Source organism: Gimesia panareensis (assembly GCF_007748155.1).
In the GTDB taxonomy this organism is placed as follows: domain Bacteria; phylum Planctomycetota; class Planctomycetia; order Planctomycetales; family Planctomycetaceae; genus Gimesia; species Gimesia panareensis.
In genome coordinates this window covers 5784045-5801674 of sequence record NZ_CP037421.1, presented here as the reverse complement: position 1 = coordinate 5801674, position 17630 = coordinate 5784045, and the positions used below count along the sequence as shown (strand labels likewise).

Sequence of the window (17630 nt, the reverse complement as noted above, 5' to 3'; positions counted from 1 at the left end):
GTGTGTCTTGAAAGTAACAGGAAATTCATTTACCAGGGTTTCATTATACCAGTCGAAACCGTTTTCTTAAGAGCCATTCCGCAGAGATCAGTAAAGTGAAGAGAATCAGAAATTCCCAGCGGTTCCAGAGAGGAATCGGTTCTTCATTTTCCAGCGGGATTGGATGTCCGGCGGGAATCGCATCCGGCAGCTGTTCTGCATCCAGAATATGAAAATACTTACCGCGGGTTTCCCGGGCCGTTTTCTGCAGGTCAGCCCGATCCATATCGCGGTTCAGGAGTTCCTGCTGAGAGATTTCGACCCGAAAATCGTCCGCGGGGGGCGTCCCTTCCAGGATGGGATGTGCCACCCAGGTATGGTAAGCGCCTTCCGGAATATTGGAATAACTGCCTTCAAAGATATTGGGGGATGTTGGCAGCGGTGTCAGCTGCACAGGACGCGAGGCTTCTCCTTTGCGTTCGAGCATGACGGTGACCGGTTCGGAGTCGGAGGGGATCAGACGTTCGTCGAGAAATTTGACGCGAAACTGGACCGTATCTCCCTGCTGATAGGTTTTTCGATCCAGGGTGAGTTCGACAGCCTGTTCCTGATTAAGCAGCTTCGAGCGGCTCAGGTAGCGGATGGCCTGCACCCAGTAGCGGGAGTAATACAGATCGCCGACCAGGTCCCGCCAGCGCCACAGATCATCGGTGGCGTTGAAGATCACTTTACCGGCCCCGACGCGCTGGGTTGAGATAATGGGGACCGGTTTGCCGTTCTTCCCCTTTTGAGTGGGGTGAATCGCAAACACGGTTGCCCCGGGTTTGGTATTTTCGGCCGTGTAATACCAGTAGAGTTCCGGCAGGTTGTTCCAGATTCGTTGACTTTCATTCGCGTTGTCAGCAAAGCGAAAGATGGAAGTGCTGAACTGGCCTTCGGTAGTCAGTTCCGGTTGAAAGCCTTCGATGACAGGTGTGTATTCTGTTGACGGGGATGCTTTGGAAATTTCGACGGGCAGCAGTTCCTGAAGCGGAGTATTGAAGTAAGCCTGCGGTGAAAACCGGGGACCGGCAACCACGATCAGTCCGCCCCCCTTTTCCCGGACGAACTGGTCCAGGTTTTCAAAGACCGCCTGACTGAAATAAGCGGGGTCTGCATCTCCCAGAATGACCACATCGTACTGGTACAGGTCCTCTTTTTTGACGGGGAAATAGTCGAGTGCAGTCGCGTCTTCGGAGGAATATTCGAGGTCCGATTCCTGCAGGATACTCCGCAGTTCAATGGTTTTGTCACGTTCGAGCAGATGTTTCAGATAGCGATATTCATAGCGGGGGACCGAATCGACCAGCAGGACCCGGATCTTCTGATCAAGGACCGAGACCTGGCCGCTCTGCTGATTGTTTTTCTGATTGACCTCACCCTCGACCGGTTCGACTTCAAATTCATATTCAAACAGTCCTGGAGTGGTCGGGGTAAAAGTCAGTTCAATCTTCTGAAATTCTTTCTGGGAATTGACCGGGATCTGACGCGTGACCAGGGGACTGCCTGTCCTGGCGTCTTTCAGGACCAGGGACAGTGTCCCGGAGTTAATGCCGAACGTCTTGATTTTGGCAGACAGGTTGACCGGGTCATTCACGAATGCGACATCATCGACCAATAGATCATAGAGCTGCAGATCGCGCACTGGTTGCTCGCTGCCGATGCCGACGGGAAAAATGGGGACCAGCTTGGATTTTGCCAGGGGAGCAGCGCGGGATAACCTGTCGAGTTCGCCCGTACTTGAGATGCCATCACTGAGGACGATGATTGCTGTGGGGGGAGTGCCGCGAAAATCGTTGAGGACTTTCTGAACGGCGTGGTAAGGCCGCGTCTCTTTGCCTGTGGGTTTCAATTGTCTAAGCGGTTCCTGTGCAGACTTTTGATCGAGCTGATCCAGGAGATCCGGATCGCCCAGTGGCAGGCAGTCTTCCGAAAAGTGATACAGTCGGAGTTTGTGTTTCCGTTGCAGGTCTGTCAGGAATCGGGCGTCGTTTTTGACCAGGAGCGACTTGCCCAGCGCGAGTCGGGTCTGGCCTGTGAACTCTTTTAATCTGGATGGGCTGACTTCTGCATTGCTGGAATAATTGTCTTCCAGTCCCATGCTGGAAGAATCGTCGACCAACAGGGCGACAAACGGAAGCCCGGTACGATGGATGGTGAGCGTGAATTTCGTCAGGAACAGCACGACGATCAGGAACAGAGTCAGTCGGATCCCGACGAGCAGACACTTCTTTTTGAGATCCAGATGTGCTGTATCTTTAAGGTAAGCAAAAATCAGCAGAAAGATGATCCCCGAAGCCAGGAGCAGTACGACCCAGTCGGGCATCCAGGCGGGCCAGGGAGTATTCCAGTGAAAATTCCATGCGGAACCCTGTCCCGGCCCGGCGGCGGGGATATCAAAATATGATTCCAGAGCTCGTTTCAGCGTTTCCATGTGTGCTGTCTAAGGAATTGAAAACAAAGGACATGTCTGATGTGATTGCCACAGTCATGGGGAACAGACCCTTATATTGTATTCAGATCATCCAGCAATTGCTGTTTTTCATCTCCCTCGAGCTCCGATTCTGCAATATTTTTTGCCTGTTGTGTGTATGTTTCTACTTCTTCCGGCTTATTGGCGACGGAGGCAGCCCGGGCCAGGGCCTCGTATGCATAAGCCAGGCAAAACGGCTTAAGATGGTTGTCCTGCGTCACTTTCAGGCAGAGCATGGCGTAGCTGAGGGCATTACTGGGCTGGTTGGTGACGGCATAGACGCGTGCCAGCTGCCAGTAGGCGATCGAAATATTTTCCGGAGTATGTTCCTCGAATTGTGTCCAGTGCCAGTGGGAGGCATGGCAGGCCGAGATCATGGCCAGATTTTCTGCAGCGGTACGGTCTGCTTTATCCAGGTAATCCCAGGTTTTATTGAAACAGGTTGCGGCAAAGTGGCGATGAGCCTGTTGCGAATCAAAAGCAGGGCTTTGCATAGCGAACTCCTTTCAGGGAGATTCAGTTGAACAGCAGACATTCGAGACGGCGGACATGGAAATTGCTCTTCAGACAGAATCCATTTCGAGGCATAATACATTGTATCGCAGCTGGTAAAGAATTATAAGAACCTGGAAAAAATGTGCCAAAACTGAGGAAATGAAACGGATTTCAGTCAAACCCAGCTATAGCTGTCTATCTTATCAATTTTCTCCAGATGACCGGCTTGATGCAACAGGATCCTGTTATTCGATAATGTTTATCCAGTCGAAACAAAAGTCATAACCAATGGATTCAGCACGCGTTGATTCCCGATAGAAAGAGTCGAGGGATTTCGGACTGATCTTGCCGAAATCGAAACCCGCTGGAACTGATGTCAGCGGGATTTCCTGTCGGGCTTCAGATAGACATTAAGGCGATTATGATCCTGTCAAAAACGAATACGCATCAACAGGGATTGTTGAATCAGGATTTTCGGCTCGACTCTGCCGGATTACCTGCTTCTGCGCATCTGGTCGGCATTTGTGGATCCGGTATGAAGGCACTGGCTGAATACCTGGCGAGTGCAGGTTGCCGCGTCACCGGATCCGATATGAGTCCGTCGCTTCCTACCGATCAGGCATTGCAGGAAGGGGGCTACCGGGTTCATCAGGGGCACGATAAGCGTTTTGTTCCGGAAGGAACCAATGTGCTGATCTATAGCCCGGCGATCGGTCTGGCGAATCCCGAACGTCGTTTCGCTCAGCGAATGGGCATTCCTCAGCTTTCGTACACGCAGATGCTGGGAAGCCTGATGCGGCAGAAGCAGGGGGTCTGCATCGCGGGGACGCATGGGAAAAGTACCACGACGGCGCTGACAGCGTTTGTTCTCGAAAATGCGGGTGCTTCGCCATCAGCGGTCATCGGAGCGGAGCTGTGCAGTCAGAACCTGAATGGCTGGGCAGGAGAAGGGCCTCTATTTGTAGCGGAAAGCTGTGAATACCAGCGCAGCTTTCTGAATCTTTATCCCCACTATGCGGCAATTACGAACATCGAGCCTGACCATTTTGATTACTTCAAGAATCAGGATGATATGACTTCCGCCTATGCCGAGTTTGTGGCCCGGATTCCCGCCGATGGTTCACTGATCATGCCTTCCACCTGTCTGGGAGCGCAGCAGATCCGCGAGGCCTGTCGTTCGAACGTGTCGACGTTCTCACTGGAACAGGGAGCAGACTGGTGGGCAGCGGATATCAAACAGACCGGTTTCGGACAACGATTCAGACTGTTTCACCAGGGAGAATACTTCTCTGAGATCTCGCTGCAGAAGCGGGGAAAGCACAACGTGAGCAATGCCATGGTGGCAGCGATCCTGTGTCATTCTGCGGGAGTGTCTGCAGAAGATATTCGTGAAGGGATCTACCAGTTTCCGGGAATTCGCCGGCGCTATGAGCGGAAGGGGTCCTATAAAGGGATCACACTGTTTGACGACTATGCACACCACCCCACTGCGATTCAGGCGACATTGAATCTGGTCAGGCAGGAATATCCGGATCGAAAGGTCTGGTGTGTGTACGAGCCGCACCAGGTCTCCCGCACGCAGGCGATGATGGATTATTACGCCCGCAGTTTCCGGCTGGCTGACGAAGTACTGATTGCACCGGTGTACGCAGCCCGGGAAAAGCTCGGAACGGAGCCCGTTGATACGTCCCAAGAGCTTGTACAGCGAATTCTTCTGCATAATGATGCGGTCAGATTCAGCAGTTCCCTTGACCAGATCGTCTCAACTTTAGAGACTGAGGCTCAATCTGGTGATATCATCATAACTATGGGTGCTGGCGAAATAAATCGGATCCATCATGAGTTCAATCGAAGACTTCAAAGAGATACTTAAACCTTCCGAACCACTGGCAAAATATTCCTGGTTCAAAATAGGAGGCCCTGCCCAGTTCTTTCTGGAGCCACGGAATGCGGACGAGCTGCAGGCGGTGGTCAAGTGTTGTGCAGAGAACGAGATTCCCGTGCGTGTGTTCGGGGGAGGCTCGAACATCCTGATCAAGGATTCCGGCGTGCAGGGCGCTGTCATCCGCATTCATGACCAGGAATTCTCACAGATCAACGTCGAGGGAACCACTGTCACCGCGGGAGCCGGGGCGCTGCTTTCCAATCTGGTATCTCAGACCGTCAAAGAAGGTCTGGCCGGCCTGGAAGGTCTGGTGGGGATTCCCGGTACTGTGGGAGGCGCACTGCACGGCAATGCCGGCGGGCATAATGGTGATATCGGCCAGTTCGCGACTTCTGTCTCTGTGCTCACGGCCCGAGGGGAAAAGTTTGTCCGGACCGCGGATGAATTGAGTTTCAGTTACCGGGAGAGCAGCATCAATGAGCTGGCCATCCTGGAGGCGACATTCGAGTTACAGCAGACGGATCCTGATGAACTGACCGAGCGGATGAAAAAGAACTGGATCATGAAGAAGGCCAATCAGCCTTTGACACACCAGTCCGCGGGTTGCATCTTCAAAAATCCGCGGGGCATGCACGCCGGTGCTCTGATTGAACAGGCCGGTCTGAAAGGGACACGCATCGGCGGTGCTGAGATCAGCGACCGCCATGCGAACTTCATCATCAACGATGAGAACGCCACGACAGAGAACGTGCTCGATCTGATCAACCTGGCTAAGAACACGGTCTCCGAAAAGTTCGGCGTCGATCTCGAGCTGGAAATTGAACTCTGGTAAGCAGCGGTAGCTCTCAGTTTCCGATGCAGTACAGATGCTGGAACGTGCGGAGGAAGATCTGCCCGTCGGAGAAGGCGGGCGTGGAATTGCTGCGTTCTCCCAGTTTGTTCTGAGCGGCCTGCTCAAAACGCTCTGGATTCGGCTGGAAGACGTGCGTCGTTCCCTGTTGATCGGTGACGTACAGATGCCCGTTGGCGAGAACCATGGAACCCCAGCAGGCAGCACCCCCGGAACGTTCCTGCCAGACAATGTCGCCAGTTGCAGGGTTGATGCATTGAACAATGTTCGGGCCGGCGTTCGCCATGAAGATGTGGCCGCCAGTAAAGACGCCGGTAGAAATCCGCTGCGGATTGGGTTCCTTGCGCCAGAGGCGTGCGGATTCTGTAATATCGCCGGTTCCCTGCATGCGAAAGCCGATGGCGGGACCGTTAAAGCCTCCCATGGCGACACAGATCTGATCCGCCAGCACGGGGGACGTATATGCCAGGTCTCCCTTTTGTCCCCGGAGACCGGAGCAGCTCCAGACAATCTTACCGGTATCGGGATCGTAGGCGTTCACGCGGAGTGACATGCTGCAGATGGCCAGGGGGCGGTCATTGACCCGGGCGATGACGGGAGTACTCCAGGAGCCCATGTATTTGCGACTGTTGTTTCGTTGACCATCATTTTCGACGGGTTCGTCGGTTTCCCAGATCGTTTTACCGCTCTCCAGTTCGATGGCAGTCATAAAAACCCGTTTCCCGGGGCCGCAGTGCAAAATGATTTTGCCTTCGTGCAGGACGGGGGAAACACCGTAACCCCACATGTGGTCGAACTCACCCAGATCGCGGTGCCAGATCTCGTTTCCATCAAAGTCATAACAGTAGAGACCGGCTGAGCTGTGCCAGGCGACGACCCGCTTGCCGTTGGCGACAGGAGTGGAACCGCAGTAATTATTGGTTTTGTGAGTGGGCATTACTTTTTCATAATTGACGGTGCGGACCCAGAGCTGTTTGCCGTCTTTACGATCGAAACAGTAGAGGCTGCGTTTGCGGCCTTCGTTTTCCGCGCAGGTGAGGAAGACGCGACCATTGGAGACAATTGGACTGCTGTTGCCAGGTGCAGGGAGCCGCACTTTCCAGAGGATGTTTTCTGTGGCACTCCATTTCAGGGGAACCTGAGTTTCCTGCGCGATACCGTTGCCCAGGGGACCTCGAAAGGCAGGCCAGTCTTCGGCAGTGATTCCTTTCAGCGAACAGAGCAGGAACGCCAGAGTGTAACAGAACGCGCGCAGGAACTGTTTCATGGGAAGTGCCTTTCGAAATGGATTCAGAATCTGATTGTAAACTCACTCAGGCAATGACATCGTGCACCACGTGTCCGTGCACGTCAGTCAGACGCATATCCCGGCCGCCGAAGCGGAACGTGGATTTCGTATGATTGAGTCCGAGCAGGTGCAGCATGGTAGCGTGGATGTCATGGATTTCGACGCGGTTTTCGACGACTTTGTAGCCCCATTCATCCGTGGCGCCGTAGGTCGTGCCCCCTTTGACACCTCCGCCGGCCATCCACATGGAAAAGCCGAACGGGTTGTGATCGCGGCCGTTCGTCCCCTGGGCAAAGGGGGTCCTGCCGAATTCACCTCCCCAGATGACCAGCGTGGAATCGAGCAGCCCGCGCTGTTTGAGATCTTTGAGCAGACCGGCGATCGGCTGGTCGACGGCGAGAGCGTTGTTGGCGTGATCGCGTTTCAGGTTGCTGTGCTGATCCCAGCGATCGGCTTTCACGCTGGTGCAGGTCAGTTCCACAAAACGTACGCCCCGTTCGACCAGCCGGCGTGCCAGCAGGCATTCGGCGGCGAAAGTTCTGGTGGGAGCATATTCTGCATTGAAGCCGTACAGATCGAGCGTGGGTTTGGTTTCGCTGGTCAAGGACATCAACTCGGGGATCGCCATCTGCATTTTGTAGGCGAGTTCGTAATTGGAGATCGCCGATTCGATTTCGTCGTGTTTGCCGGTCTGCTGCTGTTTGAAGCGATCCAGTTGCTGCATCAGTTTGAGTTTTTCCACCTGGGCACGGCTGGTCTTTTCCTGTCGTTCCACGTTTGCGATACCGCTGCCCCCGGGTTTGAAGACCGAGCCTTGGAAACTGGCGGGTAGGAAGCCACTGTTGAAGCAGTCGAGTCCGCCGGGGGGAATCAGTCCCCCGTTAATAACGACAAAGCCGGGCAGGTCCTGGCATTCACTGCCCAGACCGTAGTTGACCCAGGCGCCCATACTGGGGCGTCCCTGCAGACCGCTGCCCGTGTGCAGAAAGTAATTGGCGAAAGTGTGCTCGGGAAAATTGGAGACGACCGAGCGAATGACGGCGATGTCGTCGATGCAGGAACCGACGTGGGGAAAGAGATCGCTGACCGGGGTTCCGCTCTGGCCATAGGGTTTGAATTTCCAGGGGCTTTCGAGGACTTTGCCGACGTTGTCGAACTGGGTGGCTTCGACTTTGAAAAAATCACCGGGGCTTTTACCGTTGTATTTGGAGAGCAGCGGTTTGGGATCAAAAGTATCGACCTGAGACGGCCCGCCGTCCATGTAAAGGAAGATGACATTTTTGGCTTTGGCCGGGAAGTGCGTTCTCTCCGGGGTGATGCCGGAAAAGGCCCGGTCCTGCAGGAGCGCTGTCAGGGCAGCGGCACCAAAGCCGTTTGCGCACTGCTGGAGCATCTGGCGTCGAGAGAACTGATATCGGAATTGGCCACAATGCATGTTGCCGACTTTCTGGAAGTTAAAAAACGTAGATAAACTCTTTGAGGTTGAAGATCACGTGCCCCAGTTCGCCCCAGACTTCTGCCGGTTTTGCCGTGGGGTTTTCTGTTCTTCGAATCTGGATGAACTGTTCTGCTGCCTGCAATTCTGCTTGTGTGGGCAGACGTCCGAGGGCGGACTCATACATCCAGCGGGTGCGTTCCTGGTCCGTCGAAAATTTTGGGTTCTCTGCGACGTGTTGTCCCCAGAGGTTGGCCTGCTGAATCACGAAGGGATCGTTCATCATGATCAGGGCCTGGGCAGGAACATTGGAGACGTTGCGACGGCCCATCGTGCTGAAGGGACTGGGCGTATCATAGGCGAGCATCATCGGCGAGAGGAAATTACGGCGGACCTGGATGTAGATCGAGCGTCTGCCATCACCATCCAGGGGGCCGTTAACCGGTGGTTTACCGCGCCCGTCCATGAATTTGGTCAGATGAACGGGAATGGAGGGACCATACAAAGTCGGGTCGATGCGTCCCGAGATACTGAGCAGGGCATCGCGGATTGCTTCTCCTTCGAGTCGTTTGAGGGGCATTTGATAAAGCAGAATGTTGTCCGGATCGATCTCAGCGACATCCAGCGTAGTCTGACTGGCCTGCTGATAAGTTTTGCTGAGGACCAGGTATTTGATCATCTGCTTGATCGAACGTCCCTGCTCGAGGAATTTCAACGCGAGGAAGTCGAGTAGTTCCGGATGCGAAGGCCGTTCGCCCAGTACCCCGAAATTATCGACACTGGGCACGATGCCTCGTCCGAACAGATGAGCCCAGATGCGGTTGACGATGACACGATGTGTAAGTGGGTTAGCGGGATCATTGATTTCCCGTGCCAGTTCGAGGCGTCCGCTGCCGGAAACCCCGGGAGTCGAACCGTCGAGGGCTTCCAGAAACCGACGTTCGACCACAGGGCCAGGGTTCTGGTGGCTGCCCCGGATCAGGACATGATCGTTCTCTGCGCTACCGTCCATGATAGCCATGGCGGTACGGGATTTGTTCTGAATCTGCTGTTTCAGTTGATCTCGCTGAGACTGAAAGTCCTGAATCGCCTGCTGTAAGGCTTTCCGTTCCTGACTATCTGGATCGGAGAACAGATCGGGATGGGCCAGCACCCAGTTGATCAGGGCGACCGTCTGGGAAGAGGGTTTGACCGGAGTATCACAGAACTCTTTAAACGCGTTTGTGAACGCCTGCTGAACCTGCGGATTCTTGAGGCTGACGGAGGTCAAATCGGGTTCGGGGCCCTGCGCCGCGTGTTTGACCTGATAGACCTCCAGTGGTTCTTGATCGATGGGTGTGAATTCCAGGTGGACGCGATGTCCCTTGTAGCGGGACAGGTCGTGGAAGACCCAGAGGGGCTTGCCGGTCTTGTCAGCTTGAACTTTCTTTAAGGTCGAACCATGCAGGGGGCCGAAGAGCAGGCGATGCGAATCGACACAGGCATAAACCCAGCAGGATCCCTTGACCCGATAAGCGACCGAACCTTTGACCTCGAAAGTGGGCGTGCGGAGCGTACGGCCGGCGCGGGGGTAGGACCGCAGTCTGTTTTTCTGGTTCATCTGCGGCGTTTTGATGTCTTCCAGATCATTCCAGAGGGAATCCCGGACCGCGGCGCCTTCGAACTGCACTGTGAGTGGAATCGGTTTGTCAGTCTGCTTAAGCAGGAGTGTGCCTCGGTGACGCGGGGCCAGTCCGAAGCTGAAGCCGTCGGTGATGAAGTCTTCCGGAGGGCAGTTGTCGTAATTGACGATGCTACGGTCAGGTGTCTTCGATTGAACGGGGCCAAAGGGGCTGGGCGGAGCCAGTGAAGCCGGCATGCCCGGCTCCAGCATGATGGCCACTTTGAGTTCCTGTTCGGCAACCTTATTGTTCTGCAGGAGTTCAACCCAGCGCTGGAGAATACGGGGATTGAGTTGCTGTTCTGAAGCTTGTGCCTGAGTCTGCTGTTCCTGGTCGGTTGTCTGTTTTGCCTGAACCAGCTGTGCGGCACTTTGATAGTAGCGGGAGAAATTTTTGACTTCCTGCTGGAAGGCGGTTTTGAGTCTGGCTTTGAGGAGTGTCTGCTGTTGCTGCAGCAGTTGCTCTGCCTGGGTGGCGATTTTGCGATTGTGCGCCATCGATTCGAAGCGGACCTGGTGGTAGTTGCTGCTTTGCAGGTAACCGTAGAGGGCGTAGTAGTCCCGGGTGGAGATCGCGTCGAATTTGTGATCGTGGCAGCGGGCACAGGAGACGGTCATGCCCAGGAACGACTTGGTCATTACGTCGATGGAATTATCGAAGCGGTCGGTTTCGTCTTTGCGGATATCGACGGGGGAGTGCACCCATTCGCCCAGGAACCAGAAGGCAGTGGCGAGAACAGATTCGTTGAAGCCGCTCTCCGGGTTCAAACGTGGTTCGGGTAACAGGTCGCCGGCGATGTGTTCGGTGACGAACTGATCAAAAGGGAGATCGGAATTCAGGGCGCGAATCACATAGTCACGGTACTGCCAGGCATTGGGGGCGTCGTTGTCAAATTCATGGCCGCGCGACTCGGCATAACGCATCAGGTCCAGCCAGTGACGGCCCCAGCGTTCCCCGAAGTGCGGGGAGGCGAGCAGCTGGTCAACGACTTTTTCGGTCGCCTGGGGAGACTGGTCATTCAGATATTCATCGATCTGCGCAGGTGTGGGGGGGAGTCCGATCAGATCGAAATAGAGTCGACGGAGCAGGGTGCGCTTGTCGGCTGCCTGTGCCGGAGCGAGTTGCTTCGCCTCCAGGTCGGCGAGGATGAAGCGGTCGACCGGGTGGTCGGACCAGTTCTGTTTTTGAACGGAGGGGGGGGAGACCGGCTTCAGGTCTTTCCAGACCCAGTGTTCCTGGCGGCGTTGTTTCAGATCGAAGGCTTCGGCTTGCGTGTTGTCTGCAGGTGGTTTTTCATCGGGCCAGGGGAGCCCCATTTCGACCCAGCGTGTGAGGAGGTCTATCTGTGCCTGTTTGAGCCGGGTGTTAGGGGGCATTTCGAAAGACTCGTACCGCACGGCTTCCAGCAGCAGACTGTCATGTGGTGTTTTGAGCTGAATCGATTCGCCGGAGTCGCCTCCCTTCAGAATCAGGGCACGGGAATCGAGACGCAGACCCCCTTCGAGGCGCTTGGCCTGACCGCTGTGGCATTCGTAGCAGTGTTCAGTGAGCAGAGGGCGGATTGACTTTTCGAAGAACTCAAGCTGCTCGGGAGAGAACTTTGGCTGGGCTGCGGACTGTTGTGCCGGTTCCTCTGCGGAGGTCGAGAAGCAGGTGAGACCAATCAGTATCAGGCAGACAAAAACGATTCGAGGAAGTTGCTTCATACTCGCAGGTTTCTTGTTCAGAGTTCTGGTGTTGATGCAGCCGAAGCCAGCGGGCGCCGTACCTCATGCAGGGAACGCCGTTTCAATGGAGGGAGCGACAGCAGACTGACGCCATAAGCTATTCTAACGCTTTCAGTTGAAGCGATTCAAGATTTAATCGGCTCAATGGGCCAAGAGAGCCGGTTTCCCTCCGCCAGAGATTAGATCAGTTCGGGCAGAGGTCGGGCATGATCTTCGACCAGATATTGTGGTCGGCCGCTGAAATCGACGAGCGTGGTGTGCTCTGTGTCGATCCCCATGTTGTGATAGAGCGTGGCAAACAGTTCGGGGAAGGTGACCGGACGGTCGACGGCTTCGCCCCCCAGCCGATCGGTAGCACCGATGACCTGGCCGGTTTGCATGCCGCCGCCGAACAGGATGGCGGAATTGACGCGGGGCCAGTGATCGCGACCCACCTGTGCGCTGATTTTAGGTGTGCGACCGAATTCCCCCCAGATCGCGACCGTGCAGTCGTCAGACAGACCGCGCTGATGCAGGTCTTCCAGGAGGGCACTCACGCACTGATCGAAGACGGGGAAGTCTTCCGCTTCGCGCTTGAAAATGGAGTTATTCTTGCCGCCGTGCCAGTCCCACTTGCTGTAGTTGAGTGTGACGACGCGGGCACCGGCTTCAACCAGACGACGGGCGACCAGCATGCTTTGTGGCACACGTGGGGCGCCGTTGCTGTCGATAAAGACAGTGGGATCTCCGGTGCCGTACCGTTCGACGGTTTCCGGATCTTCTTTAGAGAGATCCAGGGCCTCGGCCAGTTGGGACGAAGTCAGGACGCCCATGGCCTGTTCGGTGAAGGTATCGAGGCCAGTCATCATGCCGGAGGCATCGGCTTCCCGCTTGAAGTTGTCGATGCTCTGCAGCAGTTGCTTACGGTCGGCAAGCCGTTCGAGCGAGATGCCGTTGAGGACCATGTCGTGTCGTGTGGGGCCCATGGGGCGGAAGGGGGACTGCGAGAGTCCCAGAAAACCGGGGCCCGGTTCGTTGTACGGGCCGTGCGTGCAGGGATAGCAGAGGCTGATAAAGGGGGGCGCCGATTCGACATGAGGCCCCTGCACTTTAGCGACCGTGGAACCGAACTGGGGCCAGCCTCCCTGGGGAGTCGGCTTACGCGGGTTGTGTCCGTTGAAACATTGAATGGCGTCATGTCCGCTCTGGGAACCCACGATCGAACGGACGAGGACCATCTTGTCCATCATCTGCGCCAGACGGGGAAAGGCTTCGCAGATCTCGATGCCGGGAACATTCGTGGCGATGGGCCGCCAGGGGCCGGCGATTTCTTTGGGCGCCTCCGGTTTGAGGTCGATCATATCCTGGTGTGGCGGACCGCCGACCAGATAGATCATGATGACCGATTTCTGACGTTTGGGTTTGCTGGTCTGGGACTCGGCCTGCAGTAGACGGGGGAGCGTCAGGCCCGAAAGTCCGAGGCTGCCGATCTGAAGGAAGTTGCGTCTGGATAAGTGATCGCAAAATGAGCCGCGTGCGTGGTTATTTCCCAGCAATGTCAGCATATTGATGTCTCTCCTGGAGTAGTCAGGACCCGGCGTGGTCAGGGCAGGAGCGCCGTGGTCAGTATCGAGGCAAGGGCCCAATTGTATCAAATGCCGTTTATGTGTTCCAGAGGAGACCTGGAATTATTTTCGAACCCGCTCGCGGAGTTCCGGCAGGGCGGCGCGGATGCCGATTCCACCTAAACTGGCGATCGAACCGATATTGACGAACCGGTAACCCTGATCGATGGCTTCAAAACAGCGATCGAGGTCGGCAAAGGTGATTCCGGCAGGTTTGTTGGCTTTGGCGACCCGCTGGGGGAACTCTTCGAGTAGCTTGAGCAGATCGGGGTGCTGGGTCTGACCGATGACGCCCAGTGAGGCGGAAAGATCCATGGGGCCGGCGAAGAGGACATCGATGCCGTCAACGGCTGCGATTTCTTCAATGTTTTCGATCCCTTCGGGGGACTCGATCTGGGCGATGATCGCCGTTTCTTCGTTGGCGTGTGGCAGGTAGTCATCGAAAGAGAAGTCCATGAACATGGTCCAGTCGGGGGAAACGCCCCGGGTTCCTTCGGGAGGGTACTTGGCGTACTGGACTGCCAGGCGGGCTTCTTCTGCGTTGTTGATCTGCGGAACCATGATCGTATTGGCACCAATATCGAGCGCTTTTTTGAAGTAGATCGGATCCAGACCGGGGACACGAATCATCGGCATGCAGCCGGCACGGCGGGCGATGACCGGGATGTGTTTGACTTCATTGACGCTGTAGGGACGGTGTTCGAGATCGATCCAGAGGAAGTCGATGCCGGTATCGACGGAGAGCTTTGCCAGAATTTCCGAGGCATCGGGCATGCCGATTCCCAAAGCGACTTCTCCTTGGGAAAGCAGTGTTTTAATCTTGTTTTCAAACATCTCAGAGGGTCCTGCAATAGATGGTCGACCGTAGAGTTCGTGATTCCGCGAAATCAGCGCCAGCATCCATAATACGCAGAAAGCAGACGACGGCATACCCTCACGAGAGTATGCCGTCGTTGAAATCATTTTTTATTTAACCTGGCGTGATCTTCAGCGAGCCAGATAGTACATGGCAGGGTCATCGATGATCCACTCGGTAGACCAGGTGCGACCGTTGTCCTGGTTGCAGACGTTGAAGAAAGCAGTGTGGAACGACTGGATCCGAGTGCCGTACGGAGCGTGAGAAGCAAAGCGGTCAGCAGGGGTCAGCGGATCAACTCCCGGGCTGGCGTAGTAGTGTACCCGTCCATCCGGAGTGAAAGACATTCCCAGGGTCCACCAGCCGGTCTGTTTGATTTCAGGTCCGATGAAATCCTGTCCGCTGGTATCAGCCCGGACAACGAAGACTGCGGAATCTTCTTCACTGGCAGAGTCGGTCTTGCTGTTGAACTGAATGAACATTCCCAGGTAGATGGTTTCAATTTTCGTAGAAGAACTGATGGTTCTGAAGAAGCGACGGCGGGGAGCGCTGGATTTCATGGGGGCTTTCACAGCGGCACGAAAACCGAATGAAGTACCGGTTTTGTCTTCCCATTCTTCAAAAGGCGGCAGGTAAACGCGAGTGATCACGCTGGGAGAATAGGCCACGGAGACCATGGTACCGTTCATGATCAGGTCGTCCTGGTTGCTGTTGCGGCTGCCATGACCGGGGACGCCGGTGTGCAGAGTTCTCATCAGCATAGACCCCTTACTGCCGGGCAGACCGCCGGGAGGAGTCGGTACACGTTTGATGACATCCATGTGACCACGCTTGGCACTTTCGGTCCAGACGCCATTGGATGACTGGCCCAGTGGGTAGCGGGTCTGTTTGTCGACGTTGGTACTGCTCTTGGGCAGATTCGGGATATATTCCCAGGATTCATCTTCGAAGTCGTCCCAGGCACCATCGATGCGCGTCCCTGTCCCAGGGATGACCTGTGCCTGTAATTCGGCTCCTGCAAACAGCATTGAGGTCCCTGCGACCAGAGCCAGACAGTGTCTGGTGAAAAAACGATTCCATTGGAGAAGCATGATTATCTATTCCTGGCAATGTATGTGATAAAGAGAGAGGAAACAGTTCCGGTTCCCTGAGGCTTGGAAGAAATCGATCGGGCCCGCTGCGTACAGATTCATTCCGTCGAATGGGATTTTTCCGCAGGAGTCGTATTACTGGAATTATCGGACGGATCAGCAGAAATGATTCAAAAGGTTCCGATCTGTATCTGTTGCTGTAAATAGATAACTAGTCGCTATTTATGCCAAAAAAACTCAGAAAGAGTACAAATGGAAATCACTGGAATTTGTGTTTGTTAAACCTACAGGCTTTGTATTCTTCGCATTTTAACTGGACTGCAAAGATTCCGGCTTTCCTGAGTTGAAAAGCGTGTGCAGAATTGGATTTCATGGGGGGAATCGCTAAGATAGCGGCTTGCTTTTCAGCCTGCCTCTCGTCTGAGTTGTCAGGTTTGAAATAGAGAGCTGATGAACGCATCAGCGGCCTGAGCGCCCAAGCTACTGGTGCCCCTTTCAAACACAGTTTCCCTTATCAGAGAACGTAATGACTGAATCCCATGTGACTGAGCAGGATGCTCCTTCTCAGAGCTTAATTAATACCCGACAGGAAGAATCAATTCTGGTCCTGGATTTCGGGTCCCAAACCGCCCAGTTGATTACGCGGCGCGTACGTGAACAGAATGTCTTCAGCCTGTTGACACGTCCCGATCTTTCTGCGGAGCGGATTAAAGAGCTGAATCCGAAGGGAATTATTCTCTCGGGAGGGCCCGCGAGCGTGTATGGTGAGGGGGCCCCTCAACCTGACCCGGCGATTTTCGATCTGGGGATCCCGATTCTGGGGATCTGCTACGGGATGCAACTGGTCTGTCTTTCTCAGGGCTGCGAAGTGAGTGGGGGAGAATCCCGCGAATTCGGTCGTACGCCCTGTGCGGTCAGCGATCATTCCAATCTCTTTTCCGGCGTTCCTTCTGAATTTATCGCCTGGATGAGTCATGGCGACCAGGTACAGAATCTGAGTGAGCATTTTGAGTCTCTGGCGTCGACCGAGACCTGTCAGTTTGCAGCGGTGAAGCATCACGACAAGCCTTTGTATGGTCTGCAGTTCCATCCGGAAGTTACACACACGGAATTCGGAGGGATGCTGCTTTCCAACTTCGTACAGAAGGTTTGTGGCTGTCAGGGAACCTGGAAGATTTCCAATCTGATCGAACAGGAAATTGAAACCATTCGGGAGCGGGTGGGGGACAAACAGGTGATCTGCGGTCTGTCGGGAGGGGTTGATTCTTCCGTTGTCGCAGCCTTGCTGTATCAGGCCATCGGTTCGCAACTGTCCTGTATTTTTGTGGATAATGGTCTGTTGCGAAAAGGAGAAGCAGATGAAGTGGAACATCGCTTCGGTGAACACTTCAAGACTGACCTGCACGTCGTGGATGCCAAGGATCTGTTTCTTTCTGAACTGAAAGGGGTCACTGACCCACAAGAGAAACGCAAGATCATCGGGCGGCTGTTCATTGAAGTGTTTCAGAAGGAAGCGAAGTCGATCAAAAATGCTCACTTTCTGGCACAGGGAACACTATATCCTGACGTGATTGAGTCTGGAGCGAACCTGGATGGACAGGCGGCAACGATCAAATTACACCACAACGTAGGCGGCCTGCCAGAAAAGCTGGGCTTTGAACTGATTGAACCACTGCGGGAACTGTTTAAAGATGAAGTCCGCCAGATGGGACATGAACTCGGACTTCCCGACGAACTGATTTACCGTCATCCTTTCCCGGGACCTGGACTGGCGGTACGCTGCCTTGGTGAAGTGACCGAGGAGCGTCTGAATGTTCTGCGTGAAGCGGATGTGATCGTGATCGAAGAACTGCATAAGGCGAATCTGTATCGCCAGACCAAGCAGGCGTTTGCCGTGCTGCTGCCGATCCGCTCTGTCGGTGTGATGGGAGATGGCCGGACCTACGAAGATGTCGCTGCGATTCGTGCCGTCGAGACAGACGATTTCATGACCGCTAACTGGTCTCCGCTACCGCATGATGTGCTGGAGCGGATGTCGACGCGGATCACCAATAATGTGCGGGGTATTAACCGGGTCGTGTATGACATCAGTTCCAAGCCGCCCAGCACGATTGAATGGGAATAATTTCCCGATTCCCTGCCATTTCTCTCTGTCGGCAGGTTTGAGTCAGTCGTAATAATCGAAGCTGCGAGCGCTCGCGTTCTACTTTTCGCGTGATCTGGGCTTGATTTCCCGGTCAATCCGGC

Annotated in this window: 11 protein-coding genes; 3 read left to right on the top strand and 8 right to left on the bottom strand. The window is 54.8% G+C overall.

What is annotated here, in order from left to right; all coding sequences use genetic code 11:
- Nucleotides 1–43: 43 nt before the first annotated feature.
- Together Enr10x_RS21580 and Enr10x_RS21575 are read right to left on the bottom strand one after the other, a co-directional pair.
- Nucleotides 44–2452: a hypothetical protein gene (locus tag Enr10x_RS21580; protein WP_145451331.1), complete on the bottom strand. Its 2409-nt coding sequence runs from the start codon at nucleotides 2450–2452 to the stop codon at nucleotides 44–46.
- 71 nt (nucleotides 2453–2523) lie between these two features.
- The gene (locus Enr10x_RS21575) at nucleotides 2524–2985 is read right to left on the bottom strand and encodes a hypothetical protein (RefSeq protein WP_145112560.1); all 462 of its coding nucleotides are present in this window, start codon (nucleotides 2983–2985) and stop codon (nucleotides 2524–2526) included.
- Between the two features lie 422 nt (nucleotides 2986–3407).
- On the opposite strand from Enr10x_RS21575, the gene murC reads away from it, so the two are divergent.
- Both murC and murB read left to right on the top strand, forming a co-directional pair.
- Entirely contained in the window at nucleotides 3408–4859 is a 1452-nt protein-coding gene (murC, locus tag Enr10x_RS21570; RefSeq protein WP_197997319.1) for a UDP-N-acetylmuramate--L-alanine ligase, read from the top strand.
- Nucleotides 4825–5703, top strand: coding sequence for a UDP-N-acetylmuramate dehydrogenase (gene murB / locus Enr10x_RS21565; RefSeq protein ID WP_145112556.1), 879 nt, complete (start codon nucleotides 4825–4827; stop codon nucleotides 5701–5703). Before murC ends, murB begins: the two co-directional genes overlap by 35 nt.
- Before the next feature lie 13 nt (nucleotides 5704–5716).
- Here murB and Enr10x_RS21560 read toward each other — a convergent pair whose 3' ends face one another.
- From Enr10x_RS21560 to Enr10x_RS21535, 6 genes are all read right to left on the bottom strand, one after another.
- Nucleotides 5717–6988, bottom strand: a complete 1272-nt coding sequence (locus tag Enr10x_RS21560; RefSeq protein ID WP_145451329.1) for a PQQ-binding-like beta-propeller repeat protein — start codon at nucleotides 6986–6988, stop codon at nucleotides 5717–5719.
- Nucleotides 6989–7034: 46 nt separating this feature from the next.
- A complete protein-coding gene (locus Enr10x_RS21555; protein ID WP_145451328.1) occupies nucleotides 7035–8444 on the bottom strand; it encodes a DUF1501 domain-containing protein in 1410 nt (469 codons plus the stop codon).
- 19 nt (nucleotides 8445–8463) lie between these two features.
- The gene (locus tag Enr10x_RS21550) at nucleotides 8464–11811 is read right to left on the bottom strand and encodes a PSD1 and planctomycete cytochrome C domain-containing protein (RefSeq protein WP_145451327.1); all 3348 of its coding nucleotides are present in this window, start codon (nucleotides 11809–11811) and stop codon (nucleotides 8464–8466) included.
- 200 nt (nucleotides 11812–12011) lie between these two features.
- Nucleotides 12012–13376 (bottom strand): DUF1501 domain-containing protein, encoded by a 1365-nt coding sequence (locus tag Enr10x_RS21545; protein WP_145451326.1) that lies wholly within the window; start codon nucleotides 13374–13376, stop codon nucleotides 12012–12014.
- 123 nt (nucleotides 13377–13499) lie between these two features.
- Nucleotides 13500–14270, bottom strand: a complete 771-nt coding sequence (locus tag Enr10x_RS21540; RefSeq protein WP_197996142.1) for an HpcH/HpaI aldolase family protein — start codon at nucleotides 14268–14270, stop codon at nucleotides 13500–13502.
- A gap of 153 nt (nucleotides 14271–14423) precedes the next feature.
- Entirely contained in the window at nucleotides 14424–15383 is a 960-nt protein-coding gene (locus tag Enr10x_RS21535; protein ID WP_145451325.1) for a hypothetical protein, read from the bottom strand.
- A 526-nt stretch (nucleotides 15384–15909) separates the two neighbouring features.
- Between Enr10x_RS21535 and guaA the strand changes: the two genes are divergently transcribed.
- Nucleotides 15910–17508: a glutamine-hydrolyzing GMP synthase gene (gene guaA, locus Enr10x_RS21530; RefSeq protein WP_145451324.1), complete on the top strand. Its 1599-nt coding sequence runs from the start codon at nucleotides 15910–15912 to the stop codon at nucleotides 17506–17508.
- Nucleotides 17509–17630 lie beyond the last annotated feature (122 nt).

Coding starts and splice junctions, on each gene's coding strand:
- Enr10x_RS21580 (WP_145451331.1), bottom strand. CDS start 2,452: ATGGAAACGCTGAAACGAGCTCTGGAATCATATTTTGATATCCCCGCC.
- Enr10x_RS21575 (WP_145112560.1), bottom strand. CDS start 2,985: ATGCAAAGCCCTGCTTTTGATTCGCAACAGGCTCATCGCCACTTTGCC.
- murC (WP_197997319.1), top strand. CDS start 3,408: ATGATCCTGTCAAAAACGAATACGCATCAACAGGGATTGTTGAATCAG.
- murB (WP_145112556.1), top strand. CDS start 4,825: ATGAGTTCAATCGAAGACTTCAAAGAGATACTTAAACCTTCCGAACCA.
- Enr10x_RS21560 (WP_145451329.1), bottom strand. CDS start 6,988: ATGAAACAGTTCCTGCGCGCGTTCTGTTACACTCTGGCGTTCCTGCTC.
- Enr10x_RS21555 (WP_145451328.1), bottom strand. CDS start 8,444: ATGCATTGTGGCCAATTCCGATATCAGTTCTCTCGACGCCAGATGCTC.
- Enr10x_RS21550 (WP_145451327.1), bottom strand. CDS start 11,811: ATGAAGCAACTTCCTCGAATCGTTTTTGTCTGCCTGATACTGATTGGT.
- Enr10x_RS21545 (WP_145451326.1), bottom strand. CDS start 13,376: ATGCTGACATTGCTGGGAAATAACCACGCACGCGGCTCATTTTGCGAT.
- Enr10x_RS21540 (WP_197996142.1), bottom strand. CDS start 14,270: ATGTTTGAAAACAAGATTAAAACACTGCTTTCCCAAGGAGAAGTCGCT.
- Enr10x_RS21535 (WP_145451325.1), bottom strand. CDS start 15,383: ATGCTTCTCCAATGGAATCGTTTTTTCACCAGACACTGTCTGGCTCTG.
- guaA (WP_145451324.1), top strand. CDS start 15,910: ATGACTGAATCCCATGTGACTGAGCAGGATGCTCCTTCTCAGAGCTTA.